Raw genomic sequence first — 14,522 nt, 5'->3', positions numbered from 1 at the left:
GCGATAGGGGGAGCGATTGTGGTCAAGAGGATCAGCCGTGCAAGATAGAGCCAGAACCGCCGCGAAACAGGCGGATGACGCCCTGTCGGATCGGGTGCACGGCGCGGTTTCCAATCTCATCAGGTCCCAGCAGCTGCATGGCGGTGACATCATCATCGAGTCCCGCCTCGCCGAAATTCTCGGCGTCTCGCGCACCCCTTTGCGCGAAGCCCTGCAAAAGCTCGAAGGCGAAGGGCTGGTCGTCAAGAACGGCCGCTCTTTCGTCGTTCGCGCCGTCGGCCTGGCCGAATACCTGCAAAGCCTGAAAGTTCGTGAAATCCTCGAAGGCGAGGCTGCTGCCCTCAGTGCCGGCCGGGTGCCGGCAGCTGCCATCAAGAAGGTCCGCGACAATATCGATGCGCTGCTCTCGGCACCCGAATATCTCCCGGTCGCGCACTGGCAATCCGACGATGAAGTGCATGCGCTGGTCACCGATTACGCCGGCAATCCAGTGCTCGCCAACATGGTCCGCAATCTGCGCATGGTGACCCGTCTCTATGAGACGCTGAACCTCGCCGATCGTCTGGTGCCCGATGCCACCGAGCACCTCGAGATCATCGATGCGCTCGAAGGCGGCGACGCCAAGCAGGCCCGCCAGCGCACCCAGTCGCACCTCAAGAGCCTCTACAAGGCCTCGATCTGATCAGTCGAAGCGCTGCAGCGTGAAATAGTCGATGGCGCGGCCCGGATCGCGCCCGGCCGCCAGCGCTGCCGTCAGCATGCCCATCATCGGCCCCAGCGTATAGCCATTCGCCGTCGCCGCGACGAAGACGCCCGGATGCCCGGGCAGGGCGCCGAGCAGTGGCGCGCCGTCGATATTGATGTTCATCGCCGCCCATGAGCGGATGAGGTGCAACCCGGCAACCGCCGGTACCGTGCGCTCCGCCACCCACAGATTGCCCTCGATACTGTCGCGCAGCACCCGCGAATAGCCGGTCCTCGCATGGGTGTCGGCGGTCCACGCGCCCCCAATGATGAGGTTGCCGCTCGTTGCCTGTTTCATCGTCAGGTGCCGGTCGGCATGGGCGATCAACTGTTTCAGCAGCGGCCGTGTCGGCTCGGTCACCAGCATCTGCAGCGGCGCGCCGGAGATCGGCAGATTGCAATCGAGCAGCGTGCCCAGATGCCGCGACCAGCCACCCGCCGCGATCACCACGCGCTTGGCAACAATGCTGCCTCCGGCCGCCGTGCTGATGCGATAGCCGGTCCCCTCCGGGGCGATGGCAGTCACGCCGTGCCCGCCACAGAACCGCGCGCCCAGCCGCTGCGCTTCGGCGACGATCACCGGCGTTGCCTTCAGCGGATTGATCTTGCCTTCCGCCGCGCAATAGGCTGCGACCACCATACGTTCGGAAACGGCCGGCGCAATCTCGCTCAGCTCGTCGCGACCGATGACTTGCGTGTCGATCCCCACCGCCTGTTCTGCCGCCGCCTTGTCGCGCAGGAATGTCGCCTGCGCCTCGTCCTCGGCCACCATCAGCCCACCGGTGGTGACGATCTCGAAATCGGCGCTCAGTTCCCGCTCCAGCGTTTTCCAAAGCGCCACCGAGTCGCGCTGCAGCGGCAGGGTGCGTTGCGCGGGGCTACCGCCGGCCATGGCTTTCTTGCCGAAGTCCCAGCTCAGCAACTGCACATGCAGGCTGCCCGCATTGCCGCCCGAGGCTTCGCTGTTGGGCGCGCTGCGGTCGACCACGACCACTTCCATGCCGTCGCGCGCCGCATACATCGCGGTCGAGGCGCCGGTGATTCCGCCGCCGATGACCAGCAGGTCGCACTGTGGCGGCAGCGCATCGATGGTTGCCGCCCCGCGTGGCGTCACATGCGTCGGCACCTCGCGGTGCCCGCCCCATTCTCCCTTTTCCAGCGCCAGCGCCGCCGCCGGCACGGGGCGCACCGGCGCCTGTGGCGCCATCAGGTCGGCTTCCACCGCATCCGACAGATCGCCGCGCAGCAGCTTCAGCGCCTTGCCGGTGCAATAGCGCCCCTGGCAGCGCCCCATGCCCAATCGTGTCTGTCGCTTCAGGCTGCCGATATCGGCAACGCCCGCCGCCCCAGCCGCGGTGATCGTGCCCGCGGTGACACCCTCGCACCGGCAGATCACCGTCTCCGGCGTCGGCTCGGGCGTCTCCACCGCCGGCGCAAACAGCGTCCACAGCGCATCCTGAAACTTCCCGGCGCGCGCCAGCCGGGTCCGCGCACTGCGCGTCTCGACCGGAGCGGATTTCAGCCGGGAGACGATATCGAGCGCCGCGAGCTCTCCCCGCGCCAGCGCCGCCTGGCTGCCGCGAATCCCCGCCCCGTCTCCGGCGACCCACACTGTTCCGACGCTGCTGCGTCCGGCATCATCGACCGCGGCCACGGGGAACCCCGTCCGCGCGTCGACCCGCACGTCGCAGCCCAGCATCCGCGCCAGCTCGGCCGTCGGTATGAACCCATAGCCAAGGCTCACCGCGTCCGCCTTGAATGTCAGCTCACGCCCGTCGGCGCGCCGCGCCGTAACCTGCTCCACATGCCCGGTGCCGGAGAGCCCGGTCACCACCGTCGCCTCGTGCACGGCAATCCCCGCCACAGCGAGCGCCGCGCGCATCCGCATGCCGTCGAGCGCCAACCCTGGTGCATGCAGCGCCATCCGGGCAAAGGCACCGGCGCTGGCGGGCCGGGTGAGCCGCGAGCTTTCGATGAGCGCCACGACCTTGGCGCCGCCCCGCGCCAGTTCCAGCGCCACCTGCCAGTTCAGCGGACCATTTCCGGCGACGACGATGCGCTGTCCCGGGCTCACGCGATAGGCACGCGCCAGCGTCTGAGCAGCGCCGGCGGTCATTACGCCGGGCAGCGTCCAGCCGGGCACATGGTGCGGCGCTTCATAGGCGCCGGTCGCCAGCAGCACCGCCTTGGGCCGCAGCAGATAGGCGCCCTGTGGCCCGTTGATCGCCAGCTCCGGCTGGCCATCTGCATCGGCGCTGGCCTGCCACACCAGCGATCCGGGTCGATGTTCTGCCCCTGCGGCGAGGGCCGCGTGCCGACGTCGGTCGCCCTCGGCGAACTGGCTGTCCGTCGGTCCGGCATCGAAGTGGTGCGACGGCGCGAGCGGCTTGAAATACTGCCCGCCTGCCTGGTCGCGTTCGTCCAACATCACCGTCGTCAGTCCCGCGCCGGCCAGCACCGCAGCCGCCGCCAGCGCCGCCGGCCCGGCGCCGACAATCGCCACGTCGCAGCTTTCGGTATTCAGTTCTGTCTGCGGCGTCGCGGCCAGCGGTTTCAGCTGGCTGTTCGCTACGATCGCCCGGCGCGCATCCATGCCGGCCACGACCTTGCTCATGCAGGCGCGCTGGCTGCCCTTGCCGTCAATTTCGACAAGGCACTCCTGGCAGGCCCCCATGCCGCAAAAGACGCCCCGCCGGTCACCAGCATGGGCTTCGCGCAGGTCCATCAGCCCCGCCGCGGTCAGGGTCGCGGCAAGGCTCTCGCCGGCGAGCGCCGTCACCGGCTGCCCATCGAAACTGAAACTGATCGTTTCGTCCGTTGCGTCGATGCCCGGCGTGTTGAGGCGCCGGCCGTCAGCTGCACTCACGCGGTAACACCTGCCAGTTCGACACCGGAGCGCAGCAGCGCATCCCGCATGTCGGCCAGCTCGTTCTCCGGCAGCGGCAGGCGCGGCGGGCGCGGCTCGCCGACATAGCGCCCCATTGCCGCCAGCCCGGCTTTCGATGCCGAGACGTAGCGGTGCCCGCCCACCAGGCGGATCACCGGCAGCACCTTCTTGTACAGCGCCCGTGCCGCATCGAGGTTCTTGTCATCCATGGTCAGCGTGAAGATCTCCGCCATTTCCTTGGGCATCAGGTTCGATCCGACGGCCACCCAGCCCTCGGCGCCGGCGAGGAAAGACTCATACCCCATGATCCCGCCGAACACCGTCATTCGGTCGCCGCAGAACTCGAGGATATCGCGGATGCGCGTCACATCCATCGTCGATTCCTTGATGTAGCTGACGGTGTCGATTTCCGACAGTCGCGCGACGATCTTCGGCGTCAGGTCGACATTGGCCGTCGCCGGGTTGTTGTAGATCATGATGGGGATCGAGATCGCTTCGCCGATCCGCTTGTAGTGGTGGAACAACTCGTCCTCGGTCGGCGTCGAATAGAACGGCGGAATAATCATCACCCCGTCTGCACCGAGGCGCTCGGCTTCGCGCGAGTAGCGGATCACGTCGTCGGTGCTCTCGGCGCCCGTGCCGATCAGCACCGGCACCCGGCCCGCCGCCGTTTCGATCACCGTCTGCGCCACCGCAGTCTTTTCGTCGTCCGTCATCGACAGGAATTCCCCCGTCGAGCCCAGCGGCACCAGCCCGTGAATCCCCGAAGTGATCTGCCAGTCGACGAAATCGGCCGTCGCCGACAGGTCGATGGCGCCGTCCGCGTCGAACGGGGTGATCATGACGGTATAGGTGCCGCGGAAAGTCTTTGTCATCATCTAGTCCTGGTTGAAAGTCGGTGCGGCCAGAGTGAGAAGCCGGAGCGGGTTGAGCCGGAGAAGCTGGGTGATCTGTTCGTCAGACAGGCCGGCGCGCTGCATCAGCGCCGGGCCGTTGCGCATCAGGTGGCCGTAGCCATGCCCGCCCCAGCGCGTCATGCGGGTGCAGGTGCAGATATCGTGGCTGACGACGATGCGCCCGCCGAAGCCCTCGTCGAACAGTGCCTTGATCAGTTTCAGACGCTGCAAATCGGTCGGCAGTTCGATCTCGCCGAACCAGTAGTGCGAGGTCTCGACCCCAAAAAAATCCCACTCCACATTCACGCCGGTCGCGAGCAGTTCGCGCACGCGGTCGCCGTCGGGGTAGGTGCGGTCCATGTGGCAGATGACGACGCGGTCAAGCGCCGCCCCTGCCGCCCTAAGGATGTCCACAATCGCGAAGGGCGCATCGCGGTGCCGCCCCGGATGCACGCTGATCGCGGCGCCCGTCAGCCGGCTGGCCCGTGCCGCGGCAATCAGCGCACGCTTCTCAGCCGGGTCAATCGGCCAGGACGTCCCGATCTCGCCGATCAGCCCGGCGCGGATATCGCTGCCGTCGAGCCCCGTTTCCACCTCGGCGACAAATCGCGCCGTCAGTGCCGCGACATCCAGCGCACGCGTCTCCGCATCGAGGTAATCGACGACATAGGTGCCCGCCGCGGCAACGACATGCACATCTGCGGCCTCCGCTGCGACCTGCAGGCCCGGCGCATTGCGCGCCAGCCCCTGTGTCGATTGGTCGACGACCAGCGAGCCGCCATCCGCCGCGAACTGGCGCAGCTCGCCTGCCGTCACCTCTGGGTCGCGCTGGCGCGCATTGTTGCGGTTCTCGTTTGAGCGATAATCGATCTGCCAGCGGTTCTGGGCCGTGATCGGCGCATCAGTGACGCTGTCTCGGTCCTCGGGCAGCACCAGATCGAACAGCAGGTGCTCGTGAAAGGCGATCCGGCCGATCTCGGCCGCCGGCACGTCGCCACGCACCGTCCGCACCACCCCGAGGCTGTCAGGAAAGCCGGCGCTGGTCATTTCAGGATCTTCGACAGGAACTGCTTGGTGGCGTCGTGTGCGGGCGCCGTGAAGAACTGCTCGGGCGGTGCATTTTCCACCATGACGCCTTCATGCATCAGGATCACCCGGTTCGCCGCGGCACGGGCAAAGCCCATTTCGTGCGTCACGACGATCATCGTCATCCCCTGTTTGGACAGGTCCACCATCACGTCCAGCACTTCGCTGATCATTTCAGGGTCGAGCGCCGAGGTCGGTTCGTCGAACAGCAGAGCCCGGGGCCGTATCGCCAGCGCCCGCGCAATGGCGACACGCTGCTGCTGGCCGCCCGACAGCATCCGCGGATAGGCGTCGGCCTTTTCGGGCAACCCGACCTTGTTGAGCAGCTCGCGGGCATAGGCCTCGGCCGTCGCCCGGCTCTCGCCCCGCACATTGATCGGCGCGACCACGATGTTCTCTAGCACCGACAGGTGCGGGAACAGGTTGAACGACTGGAACACCATGCCGAGGTCGCGGCGCTGGCGGGCCACTTCGTTTTCCTTCAGCGGCACCAGCCGGCCGCCGGAATGGCGATAGCCCACCATCTCGTCACCGGCGTAGATCGCCCCGGCGTCGATGGTTTCGAGGTGGTTTATGCAGCGCAGCAGCGTGCTCTTGCCGCTGCCCGAGCGGCCGGCGATCACCACCACTTCGCCCGCCATCACGTCGAGTGAGACGTCGCGCAGCACGAGATTGTCGCCAAACGCCTTGCGCACGCGCTGGATGCGGATGAGGGGACGGGTGCTGTCCTGTTGCGGAGCCACGGTGCTCATCAGCGGGCTCCCTTGGCGGCGAGGGCAGGGCTGTTCATCTCGAACGGCCGGTCATAATGGGCCTCGATCCTGCGCTGGAAGAAGCTCCAGACCGTGGTCATCACGAGGTAGTAGATGGCGGCGACGAAATAGACTTCGAGCACGCGGAATTCGATCTGCGCCAGCTGCTGGGCACTGCGCAGCAGCTCGTTCATCGAGATGACGGACGCAAGCGAGGTGGTCTTCAGCATGCCCAGGAACTGGTTGCCGAGCGGCGGAATGATCACGCGGGTCGCCTGTGGGAGCACCACGATGCGCATCAGCTGCCGGCTGGTCATGCCAAGGGCGCGCGCCGCATCGTTCTGTCCCTTCTCGACGCTCATGATGCCCGAGCGCATGATCTCGGCGAAATAGGCGCCTTCATTGACCGCCAGCCCGATAATCGCGCTTTCGATCACCCCCAGCCGGATGCCGATCTGCGGCAAGCCGGTATAGATGATGACGAGCTGCACCAGCAGCGGCGTACCGCGCCACAACCAGATGTAGAACACCGCGATCTGCTTGAGGATCTGGTTCTTCGACATCTTCATCAGCGCAGCGATGAAGCCGAGCACGATACCGATCAGCATCGACACGACCGCGAGCCAGATGGTCGTCCACGCTCCACGCAGCATGTAGGGGCTGACGAGGTACTCGAAAAAGTCTGGCCAGCTCCAGTTCATGTCGTCTCCAGAATCGTGGGCGGGGAAAAGAGGGAAGCGTAAGGGGAGGGAGGGCACCGGTCCGGCCCGGGAGGAGCGGCCGGACCGATGCCGCGGAGGAGGTTACTCCTCCGTGTGCCAGGCCTTGAACGTGCCATCCCATTCTGTCCAGGTGTCGATCTTGGTCGCACCCTGGCTGTCCATCATCTCGACATAGGTGCCATCAGCCAGCATGTCGTTGAGCACGTCGGCAATGGCGTTGCCCAGCTCAGGCTCGATCGTGGCGAAGGCGCCCGGGCTGCCCGGGAACAGGCCGGTCACGGCCATCGTGAACTTGCCCTTGTCCTGGTAGTACTTGCCGATCGCGTCACCCGCGAACACGGCCTCGACCTGGCCGGCGCCGAGCGCCAGGAAGGTGTCGCCATAGGTGTTGAACACCCGGATATCCATCGGCTCGAGGCCGGCAGCGACCTGCTCTTCGTTGATCTCGCGGATCTTCTTTTCTTCAAAGCCGGCGATCTCCACGCCAACGATATGACCGGCGAGGTCTTCCGGACCGGCAACGTTCAGCGGGTTGCCGTCGGCCACGATCAGCGCCAGCGCGTTGATCGTATAGGGGATCAGATACATGATCTTGGCGCGATCTTCGGTGAAGTAGAGACCGGTGTTGATCATGTCCCAGCGCTTCGACTGGAGGCCCGGGATCTGCACTTCGAACGACACATTCGCATAGACCGGCTCGAGGCACAGCCGCTTGGCGATCTCGTTGCCGAGGTCGACGTGCAGCCCCACGAGGTCACCATCCTCGTTGATGTACTGCTTGGGCGGGATCGTCGCATTGATCGACATCGTCAGCTTGCCGGCCTCGGCCAGCGGCAGGTCGGTCGGGCAATCCTTCTGGGCCAGCGCCGCACCGGCGCTGAACGCCATCGTGCCGGCCACCAGCATCGGGGTGATCAGGGAGTTCAGTCGAAAGGCAGTTCTCATCATCGTTTCCAGTCGTCTGTTTGAGAGGGCGGAAAGAAACTCAGGCAGTGCCACACCAGCCGACAATGCTGGCGGCGGTGACCTTGACGGCGCGAACGTAGTCGTCGCGGTCAACCCATTCATTGCGGCGCCCGGTCTGGGTGAGATCGCCGCAAAGCGGTCCGAGCCCGATGGTCGGAATGTCCTTTTGCACCATCGGATTGCGGATATCGGAGGAAGTGTGCATCGGGTTCACGTGCGGATCGACGCCGCAGACCTCGCGGATCGCCGCGGCGGCGGTGGCGAACAGGTCATGCGAGGCCTGCACTTCCGCACCGGTGACACCCGATCGCCAGTCAATGACCGGCGGATGGGCGCTGAGCCATTCGTCACCGGCGGCAGCCTTGTCGATGGCTGCGATGATTTCGGCCTGCACGGCCTCGATGCTCTCGCCCGGCGGAAACGAGATCGCCCCGCCCAGTTCGAGCGTTTCGTGAAAGCGTGAAAACGCGCTGCCGGTGCCGAACTGCACTGAGGACAGGTGAATATTGGTCGAACGACCGACTTCGGCATCAAGCAGCGGGTGGTGCACGCGCGCGCCGCGCTCCGCGTCGAGCGCCTTCAGCGCCGCGATCACCGGCATCATCTTGTCGAGCGGGCTGACGCCCAGATGTGCGAACGAGGTCTTGCCGGGCTCCGTCGTTTCCGGCGCCTTGCCGGTGATGGTGACGGTAAATTCCAGCTGCCCCGAGGCAATAGCTTTGATCTCCTGCATGCCGACGCCGGATTCTGCGGGGTGCAGATAGATCGCGCCATCGGCGACATAGCCATTGTGCATCACCGCGGCGACACCGCGCGCGTGCCGCTTGCTCGGCGTCGAGGCGACGATCACTTCGCCGGCGAGCTTGATGCCGGCCTTTTCGATCAGCGCCATCGCTTCGGTCATGATAGCGACGCCCGCCAGGTCGTCGGCGACCCCCCAGCCGTAGATCTTGCCGTTGGCGATCTCGCCGCTGAACGGGTCGCGGTCCCAGCCGGGTTCGGCTTCCAGCGGTTCGCCATCGGGATGCGCGAACAGGATCACGCTGCGTCCACCGGCTGCCGCCGCCGGGAAAATGCCCAGCACGCTGTCGCGGTCTTCGCCGGGGTTGCCGGCGCTTGCTGCGAATTCCTTGATCACGGGCACGTCGGTCGGGCTGTAGGTCATGTGCTCGACCCGGGCCCCAAGCGAAGCCAGCCGCTCGCCGACGGCCGTCTGAATCGCCGGTTCACCCTGCGGCTGCAACCGGATCAGACTTTGCACAAAGCCGATCATCTCGTCTTCGCTGCCTGCTGCCATATCGAGCATCTTGCTGACGTCGGTCACCGGAGCTGTCCCTTCGTGGTCTGGTGGAACGCAGCGAACCACCAATTGCATACAATAGCAATGCAAAAAGCATGCGATGTCTGTGGATGGACGTGAATGGCTCCTATGCACTGACGTACGGGCGCGGACGAAAAAATGCCCGGCCCCGCAGCGCACTGCGGAAACCGGGCAAGGGTCGGAGAGGGATGCTCCGAAGCTTCGCGTCAGACGCCGGCGAACAACCCGTGGTCGTCGCGGACGGTTTTGCTCGCCTGCAGCACGCCGACGATCTTGTTGTCGTGCTGCGAGAAGCATTCGAGCCCGTCATAGGGATTGGCGTCGACCACCAGAATATCGGCCAGAGCCCCCTCGGCCAGCTCTCCGATCTGCCCGTCCATGCGCACCACCCTGGCATTGTTCACCGTGGCGTGGCGCAGCGCCTCCACCGGTCCGCAGACCTTCTGGTGGATCATCAGCCCGTCGCCCTGATAGCTCTTAGGCGACCAGCACAGGTCGGTTCCGTAGCCGACGTTCACCCCGGCCGCGAGCGCCACTTCCAGCGACTTCAGCCCGCTGGCCAGCACCTCGGCGTTCTTCTCCGCATTCTCCGGCGCCCAGCCGAAGCTCATGCCGTACTTCGCGTCCGCTTCGTAGGTAATCAGCGTCGGCACCAGATGCGCCTCGCGGTCCACCATCGCCTTGGCCGATTCCGCCGACAGGAAATTGCCGTGTTCGATCGAGCGCACGCCGCATTCCACCGCCCGGCGGATGCCGATGTCCGAATAGACATGCGCCATCACGTAGCGCCCGACCCGGTCGGCCTCTTCGACGATGGTGGCGATCTCTTCAAGCGAGTATTGCGGATGCACCAGCTTGTCGCCAGGCGAACTCACACCGCCACCGGCCATGATCTTGATCTGGTCGGCGCCCTGCCGCACGTTCTCGCGCACCGCCCAGCGCACCTGATCGATGCCATCGGCAATCATCGAAATCCCGCCGATCTGGGAGGAGCACGAACAGGTGTCGGCGCGCCCGCGATGGTCTCCATGCCCGCCCGTCTGCGACAGGATGCGGCCGGCAACGAACATCCGCGGACCGGGGAACAGTCCCTGTTCCTGCGCCGCCTTGTGGCCCTGGTCGGCGCCACCCGCGTCGCGGATGGTCGTGAAGCCGCGCTGCAGCATTTCGGCCAGATACTTGCCCGAACGGGCCGTCATCTCCGATGCCAGTACATGGCCACCATCGTTGAACTGGCCGATGAACACATGCGCATGGCAATCGATCAGGCCCGGCGACAGATAGCGCCCGCCAACGTCGACCGTCTCGATGCCGTCGGGCAGGGCCCCGGTCTCGACGATCTGGCTGATCTTGCCGTCACTGACCACAATGGCCTTGCCATCGATGATCTCGCCCGCCACCACGTCGACGATCTTGCCGTTGGTGATGGCGAAAGTCTGGGTCTCACTCATTTGCTGTCATCCGTTGTCGTGCCTTCGGGGGCTCTGCTGATGTAGCCGTTGCGCAGGTCATAGGCGATGGCTTCGGGGTCGCGCTTGGCCGGATCGCCCCAGCCGGAGCCCCCGGCGCTGAAATTTTCGAACCGCTCGCCCTTTGTCAGTTTCTGGCGATACATGCCGACGGTCTTTTCGCGCGCCTCGCCGGGCCATAGCACCATGCGATTGTGCACAGGCGAGGGCTTGCCGCCGTCGCGGCCCCAGCCGCCGGTCTTCGATTTCTTCTTCATCGAGATCACCTCGATGTCACCGACCATGCGCACCAGCCTCCGCACGCCCACGCCACCACGATACTGGCCCTCACCGCCCGAATCCGGGATCAGCTCCAGCGCTTCGTGGAACAGGTTCGCTTGCCGTTCCAGCACTTCGATCGGCGTATTGCGCACCGTGCTGGTCGACGGGTGCTGCAGCGCATTGGCGCCGTCATGGCGATAGGTCGCGCCCCAGCCGATCCCCTCGTTATTGCTGGTCACATAGCTCTTGCCCGTCTTGTGGTGCTTGCCCAGCGCCATGAAACCCGGCTCGTCGCCACCCGACGAGGCCGGCAGCCAGTCGATCACCGGCGCCAGCGCCTTGGCGATCAGTTCGAACGCCACCATGTGCGTCCATGGCATATAGGTCGCCGACGGGTAGATCGCGTGGAACAGGTTGCCGGGGTCGGCCTTCACCTCCATCGCGAGGTAGTTACCATGGTTCGACGGCGTGTCCGACGAGGTGAGGTATTTGAAATAGGTCTTGGCCATCGACACCGTCGCACCATAGGGCGAATTGACCGGCCCCTCGACCATCGGGTCAGAGCCATTGTAGTCGACGATGAACTTGCCGTCCTCGATCGTCACATTCACCTGCATCTTGATCGGCGTGTCGGTGACGCCGTCGTCGTCGAGATATTCGACCGCCGACCAGGTGCCCTTGGGCAGCTTGGCGATCGCCTCCAGCGACTTTTCATGGCTGTGCTGGAAGAACGCCTCGATGGCGCCGCGCACCCGCTCCGTGCCGAACTTGGCATAGATCTCGCGCACGCTCTTTTCGCCGGTCCTGAGGCACGCGACCTGCGCGCCGAAATCGCCCTCGATCGCCTCGGGCAGCCGGGAATTGGCCATCAGGATGCGCCAGATGTCCTTGTCCACCTGGCCTTCCTTGATCACCCGCACACCGGGAATGATCACGCCTTCCTGGTGAATATTGGTCGAGTCGATCACATAGCCCGCATCCTTGGCGCCCAGATCGAGCCAGTGCGCGCGCACGCACAGGAACATTTCCGGCGTGTCGCCATCGATGAACACCGGTGCCATCAGCAGCGCATCCGACATATGCGCCGAGTTCCAGTACGGGTAATTCAGCATCACCACGTCGCCGGGGCGCAGGCTCGCCATGTCGGTGTTTTCCATCAGCATCTTCAGCGCATAGTCATTGCCGCCGATGAACGAGGTGATGCCGGCCGCTTCCGCCACCATCCGCCCCTGTGCGTCGGCGATCGAAATGCCGAAATCCAGCACCTCGTAGATCACCGCATTGAACGCCGTGCGCACCAGCGTGCGCCGCATCTGCTCTGCCGCCGACAGGAACAGGGCGGAGATGATCTCGATTTCTGCAGCCTTGCTGATTGTCATCTCACATCTCCAACCCGGCGTATGCTGAGCATTCCAAATTCATCCACGCTCAGGCTCTGGTTGCCGTGGATGGCGAGGGACGAGCCTTCGTCGATCACCAGCATCGGCCCGGGGTAATCCGTGCCGGCAGTGAGCGCGAGGCGGTTGAGTTTCTGGCAATCGACCATCGTGCCGCTGTGCTGGTCGAACATCCGGTGCGGGCTCGCCGCCGGCAGTTCGGTCGTCGGCTTGATCGGGGTGGCGATGTGCGGCTTGTCGGTCACCACCGCCAGCCGCGCCACCAGCGCCACCAGTTCGGCATCCGTGTCGAACGAATGGCCGAACCGCTCCGCATGACCTTCCGAGAACCGCGCGAAGAAGCTCTTGGCCGTGTCATCTCGGAAGAACGGAATGGTCAGCGTGTGCTCCTGTCCGACAAAGCGGATCCGGGCGAAAAAGCTCACCTGCGGGTCCACCGTCTCGCCCACCTTGTCGCGCAACTGCTGGATGCTCGACGCCTCCAGCGCATCGGCGTGGCTGCGATAGTCGGCCATGGTGTCGTCCGAGATCACCGTCAGCACCGAGGTCGAATCCGAGAACGTCAGGTCGGATGCCATCATGCCCCAGGCTGAAAACACCGACGGCAGCGGCGGGATCACCAGCTCCGGCATCTCCAGTTCGTTCTGCAGCATCGGCCCGAACAGCGGCCCGCAGCCACCGAAGCCGAGCATCGCGAATTCCGATGGGTCCAGTCCGCGCTCCAGCATCATTTCCTTCACCGATGACGCGGTACGCGAAATCAGCACCGAAAAGATCGAGCGCGCCGCGTCCTCGACCGAAATCCCCAGCGGCGTTGCGACATTGTCCGAGAGCGCCTTGGTCGCAAGGTCGGTCGCCACCGCCATCTCGCCGCCCATGAAGTTCGACGTGTCGATATACCCCAGCAGCACCGCCGCATCGGTCACCGTGGCGTCGGTCCCCCCACGGCCATAGCAGGCGGGGCCCGGCACCGCGCCGGCGCTCTTCGGCCCGACACGCAACAGCTTGTTGTCGATCCAGGCGATCGAACCGCCACCGGCGCCAAGCGTCCTCAGATCGAAAATCGGCTGCAGCATCGGGAAATTCTCGATGCTGGCCTCGAACACATCCATCGGCTTGCCGTCAACGATCAGGCACGCATCGAGGCTGGTGCCACCCACGTCGACCGACAGCATGTTCGGCCGCCCGGTGGCGTTGGCCACATAGAGCGCGCCCGAAACGCCGCCCGCCGGGCCCGACAGCACGGTGGCGATCGGTTCGGCCTCGGCCAGCGAGAAAGTCAGCGCCCCGCCCGACGAGTTCATCACATATTTCTGCCCGGCAAACCCCTGGTCCGCCATGCCGTCGGAAACGCGGCCCAGATAGTTCTTCAGCACCGGCTTGATGTAGGCGTCGAGCACCGCTGTGCTGGTCCGCTCATACTCGCGATATTCATTGGCAATCATCGCGCCGGCGGAGACTTCCAGCTCCGGCACATGCTGGCGGATCAGCTCCACCGCAGCGCTCTCATGCGCCATGTTCGCATAAGAGTGCAGGAAACTGACCGCCACCGCTTCGCACCCGGCTTCCTTCAACTCGCGCGCCGCCGAAATCACTGCCTCGTGGTCCAGAGGGTCGACCTCGACACCCTCGAAATCCATGCGCCCGGTGACACCCTTGGTCAGATAGCGCTCGACCAGCGGATGCGGTGTCTCATAGTCGAAATTGTACATGTCGACGAAATCGAGCGCCCCGCGACCGATTTCGAAAATGTCGCGGAAGCCGGCATTGGTGATGATTCCGACCTTGGCGCCCTTGCGCTCGAGGATCGCGTTGAGCCCCAGCGTCGTACCGTGGATGAAGTCCGAAATCTCGCCCGCCGGCGCATCGAGCTTGCCCAGCGAGGCAATCACGCCTTGCGCCGGGTCGTGCGGGGTCGTGGGCAGCTTGAAGGCGCGCACCACCTTGCTCTGAACGTCGAACGAGACGACGTCGATGAACGTGCCACCGATGTCGATGGAGAGCTTGTAGCGGCTCATGAA

Annotated in this window: 11 protein-coding genes; 1 reads left to right on the top strand and 10 read right to left on the bottom strand. The window is 65.1% G+C overall.

What is annotated here, in order from left to right:
• The first annotated feature begins 37 nt into the window (after positions 1-37).
• Positions 38-682: a GntR family transcriptional regulator gene (locus tag ACN0TK_RS02415; RefSeq protein WP_417307847.1), complete on the top strand. Its 645-nt coding sequence runs from the start codon at positions 38-40 to the stop codon at positions 680-682.
• Here the strand turns inward: ACN0TK_RS02415 and ACN0TK_RS02410 are convergent, their stop codons facing one another.
• The 10 genes from ACN0TK_RS02410 to ACN0TK_RS02365 all read right to left on the bottom strand — a co-directional run bounded on the left by ACN0TK_RS02410 (position 683) and on the right by ACN0TK_RS02365 (position 14,519).
• On the bottom strand, positions 683-3,610 hold the full coding sequence (locus ACN0TK_RS02410) for an FAD-dependent oxidoreductase (RefSeq protein WP_417307846.1): 2,928 nt from the start codon (positions 3,608-3,610) through the stop codon (positions 683-685).
• Positions 3,607-4,506, bottom strand: coding sequence for a dihydrodipicolinate synthase family protein (locus ACN0TK_RS02405; protein ID WP_417307845.1), 900 nt, complete (start codon positions 4,504-4,506; stop codon positions 3,607-3,609). The genes ACN0TK_RS02410 and ACN0TK_RS02405 overlap by 4 nt, the downstream gene beginning before the upstream one ends.
• Before the next feature lie 3 nt (positions 4,507-4,509).
• Positions 4,510-5,574, bottom strand: coding sequence for a phosphotriesterase family protein (locus ACN0TK_RS02400; RefSeq protein ID WP_417307844.1), 1,065 nt, complete (start codon positions 5,572-5,574; stop codon positions 4,510-4,512).
• Complete coding sequence (locus ACN0TK_RS02395; protein WP_417307843.1) at positions 5,571-6,365, bottom strand: amino acid ABC transporter ATP-binding protein; 795 nt, start codon at positions 6,363-6,365, stop codon at positions 5,571-5,573. The genes ACN0TK_RS02400 and ACN0TK_RS02395 overlap by 4 nt, the downstream gene beginning before the upstream one ends.
• On the bottom strand, positions 6,365-7,066 hold the full coding sequence (locus ACN0TK_RS02390; protein ID WP_417307842.1) for an amino acid ABC transporter permease: 702 nt from the start codon (positions 7,064-7,066) through the stop codon (positions 6,365-6,367). The genes ACN0TK_RS02395 and ACN0TK_RS02390 overlap by 1 nt, the downstream gene beginning before the upstream one ends.
• Before the next feature lie 102 nt (positions 7,067-7,168).
• Complete coding sequence (locus ACN0TK_RS02385; RefSeq protein WP_417307841.1) at positions 7,169-8,032, bottom strand: ABC transporter substrate-binding protein; 864 nt, start codon at positions 8,030-8,032, stop codon at positions 7,169-7,171.
• Between the two features lie 40 nt (positions 8,033-8,072).
• On the bottom strand, positions 8,073-9,377 hold the full coding sequence (locus tag ACN0TK_RS02380; protein ID WP_417307840.1) for a M20 family metallopeptidase: 1,305 nt from the start codon (positions 9,375-9,377) through the stop codon (positions 8,073-8,075).
• Positions 9,378-9,580: 203 nt separating this feature from the next.
• Positions 9,581-10,825 (bottom strand): amidohydrolase family protein, encoded by a 1,245-nt coding sequence (locus ACN0TK_RS02375; protein WP_417307839.1) that lies wholly within the window; start codon positions 10,823-10,825, stop codon positions 9,581-9,583.
• Positions 10,822-12,483 (bottom strand): hydantoinase B/oxoprolinase family protein, encoded by a 1,662-nt coding sequence (locus ACN0TK_RS02370; RefSeq protein WP_417307838.1) that lies wholly within the window; start codon positions 12,481-12,483, stop codon positions 10,822-10,824. Before ACN0TK_RS02370 ends, ACN0TK_RS02375 begins: the two co-directional genes overlap by 4 nt.
• The gene (locus ACN0TK_RS02365; RefSeq protein ID WP_417307837.1) at positions 12,480-14,519 is read right to left on the bottom strand and encodes a hydantoinase/oxoprolinase family protein; all 2,040 of its coding nucleotides are present in this window, start codon (positions 14,517-14,519) and stop codon (positions 12,480-12,482) included. Before ACN0TK_RS02365 ends, ACN0TK_RS02370 begins: the two co-directional genes overlap by 4 nt.
• Positions 14,520-14,522 lie beyond the last annotated feature (3 nt).

This window comes from Devosia sp., assembly GCF_048261455.1.
Lineage (GTDB): Bacteria > Pseudomonadota > Alphaproteobacteria > Rhizobiales > Devosiaceae > Devosia_A.
This window is presented reverse-complemented; position numbering and strand designations above follow the sequence as displayed.

What these genes read in the sequence shown, in the direction of transcription:
- ACN0TK_RS02405 (WP_417307845.1), bottom strand. Translation starts at nt 4,506, where the DNA reads ATGACAAAGACTTTCCGCGGCACCTATACCGTCATGATCACCCCGTTC.
- ACN0TK_RS02400 (WP_417307844.1), bottom strand. Translation starts at nt 5,574, where the DNA reads ATGACCAGCGCCGGCTTTCCTGACAGCCTCGGGGTGGTGCGGACGGTG.
- ACN0TK_RS02395 (WP_417307843.1), bottom strand. Translation starts at nt 6,365, where the DNA reads ATGAGCACCGTGGCTCCGCAACAGGACAGCACCCGTCCCCTCATCCGC.
- ACN0TK_RS02390 (WP_417307842.1), bottom strand. Translation starts at nt 7,066, where the DNA reads ATGAACTGGAGCTGGCCAGACTTTTTCGAGTACCTCGTCAGCCCCTAC.
- ACN0TK_RS02385 (WP_417307841.1), bottom strand. Translation starts at nt 8,032, where the DNA reads ATGAGAACTGCCTTTCGACTGAACTCCCTGATCACCCCGATGCTGGTG.
- ACN0TK_RS02375 (WP_417307839.1), bottom strand. Translation starts at nt 10,825, where the DNA reads ATGAGTGAGACCCAGACTTTCGCCATCACCAACGGCAAGATCGTCGAC.
- ACN0TK_RS02370 (WP_417307838.1), bottom strand. Translation starts at nt 12,483, where the DNA reads ATGACAATCAGCAAGGCTGCAGAAATCGAGATCATCTCCGCCCTGTTC.
- ACN0TK_RS02365 (WP_417307837.1), bottom strand. Translation starts at nt 14,519, where the DNA reads ATGAGCCGCTACAAGCTCTCCATCGACATCGGTGGCACGTTCATCGAC.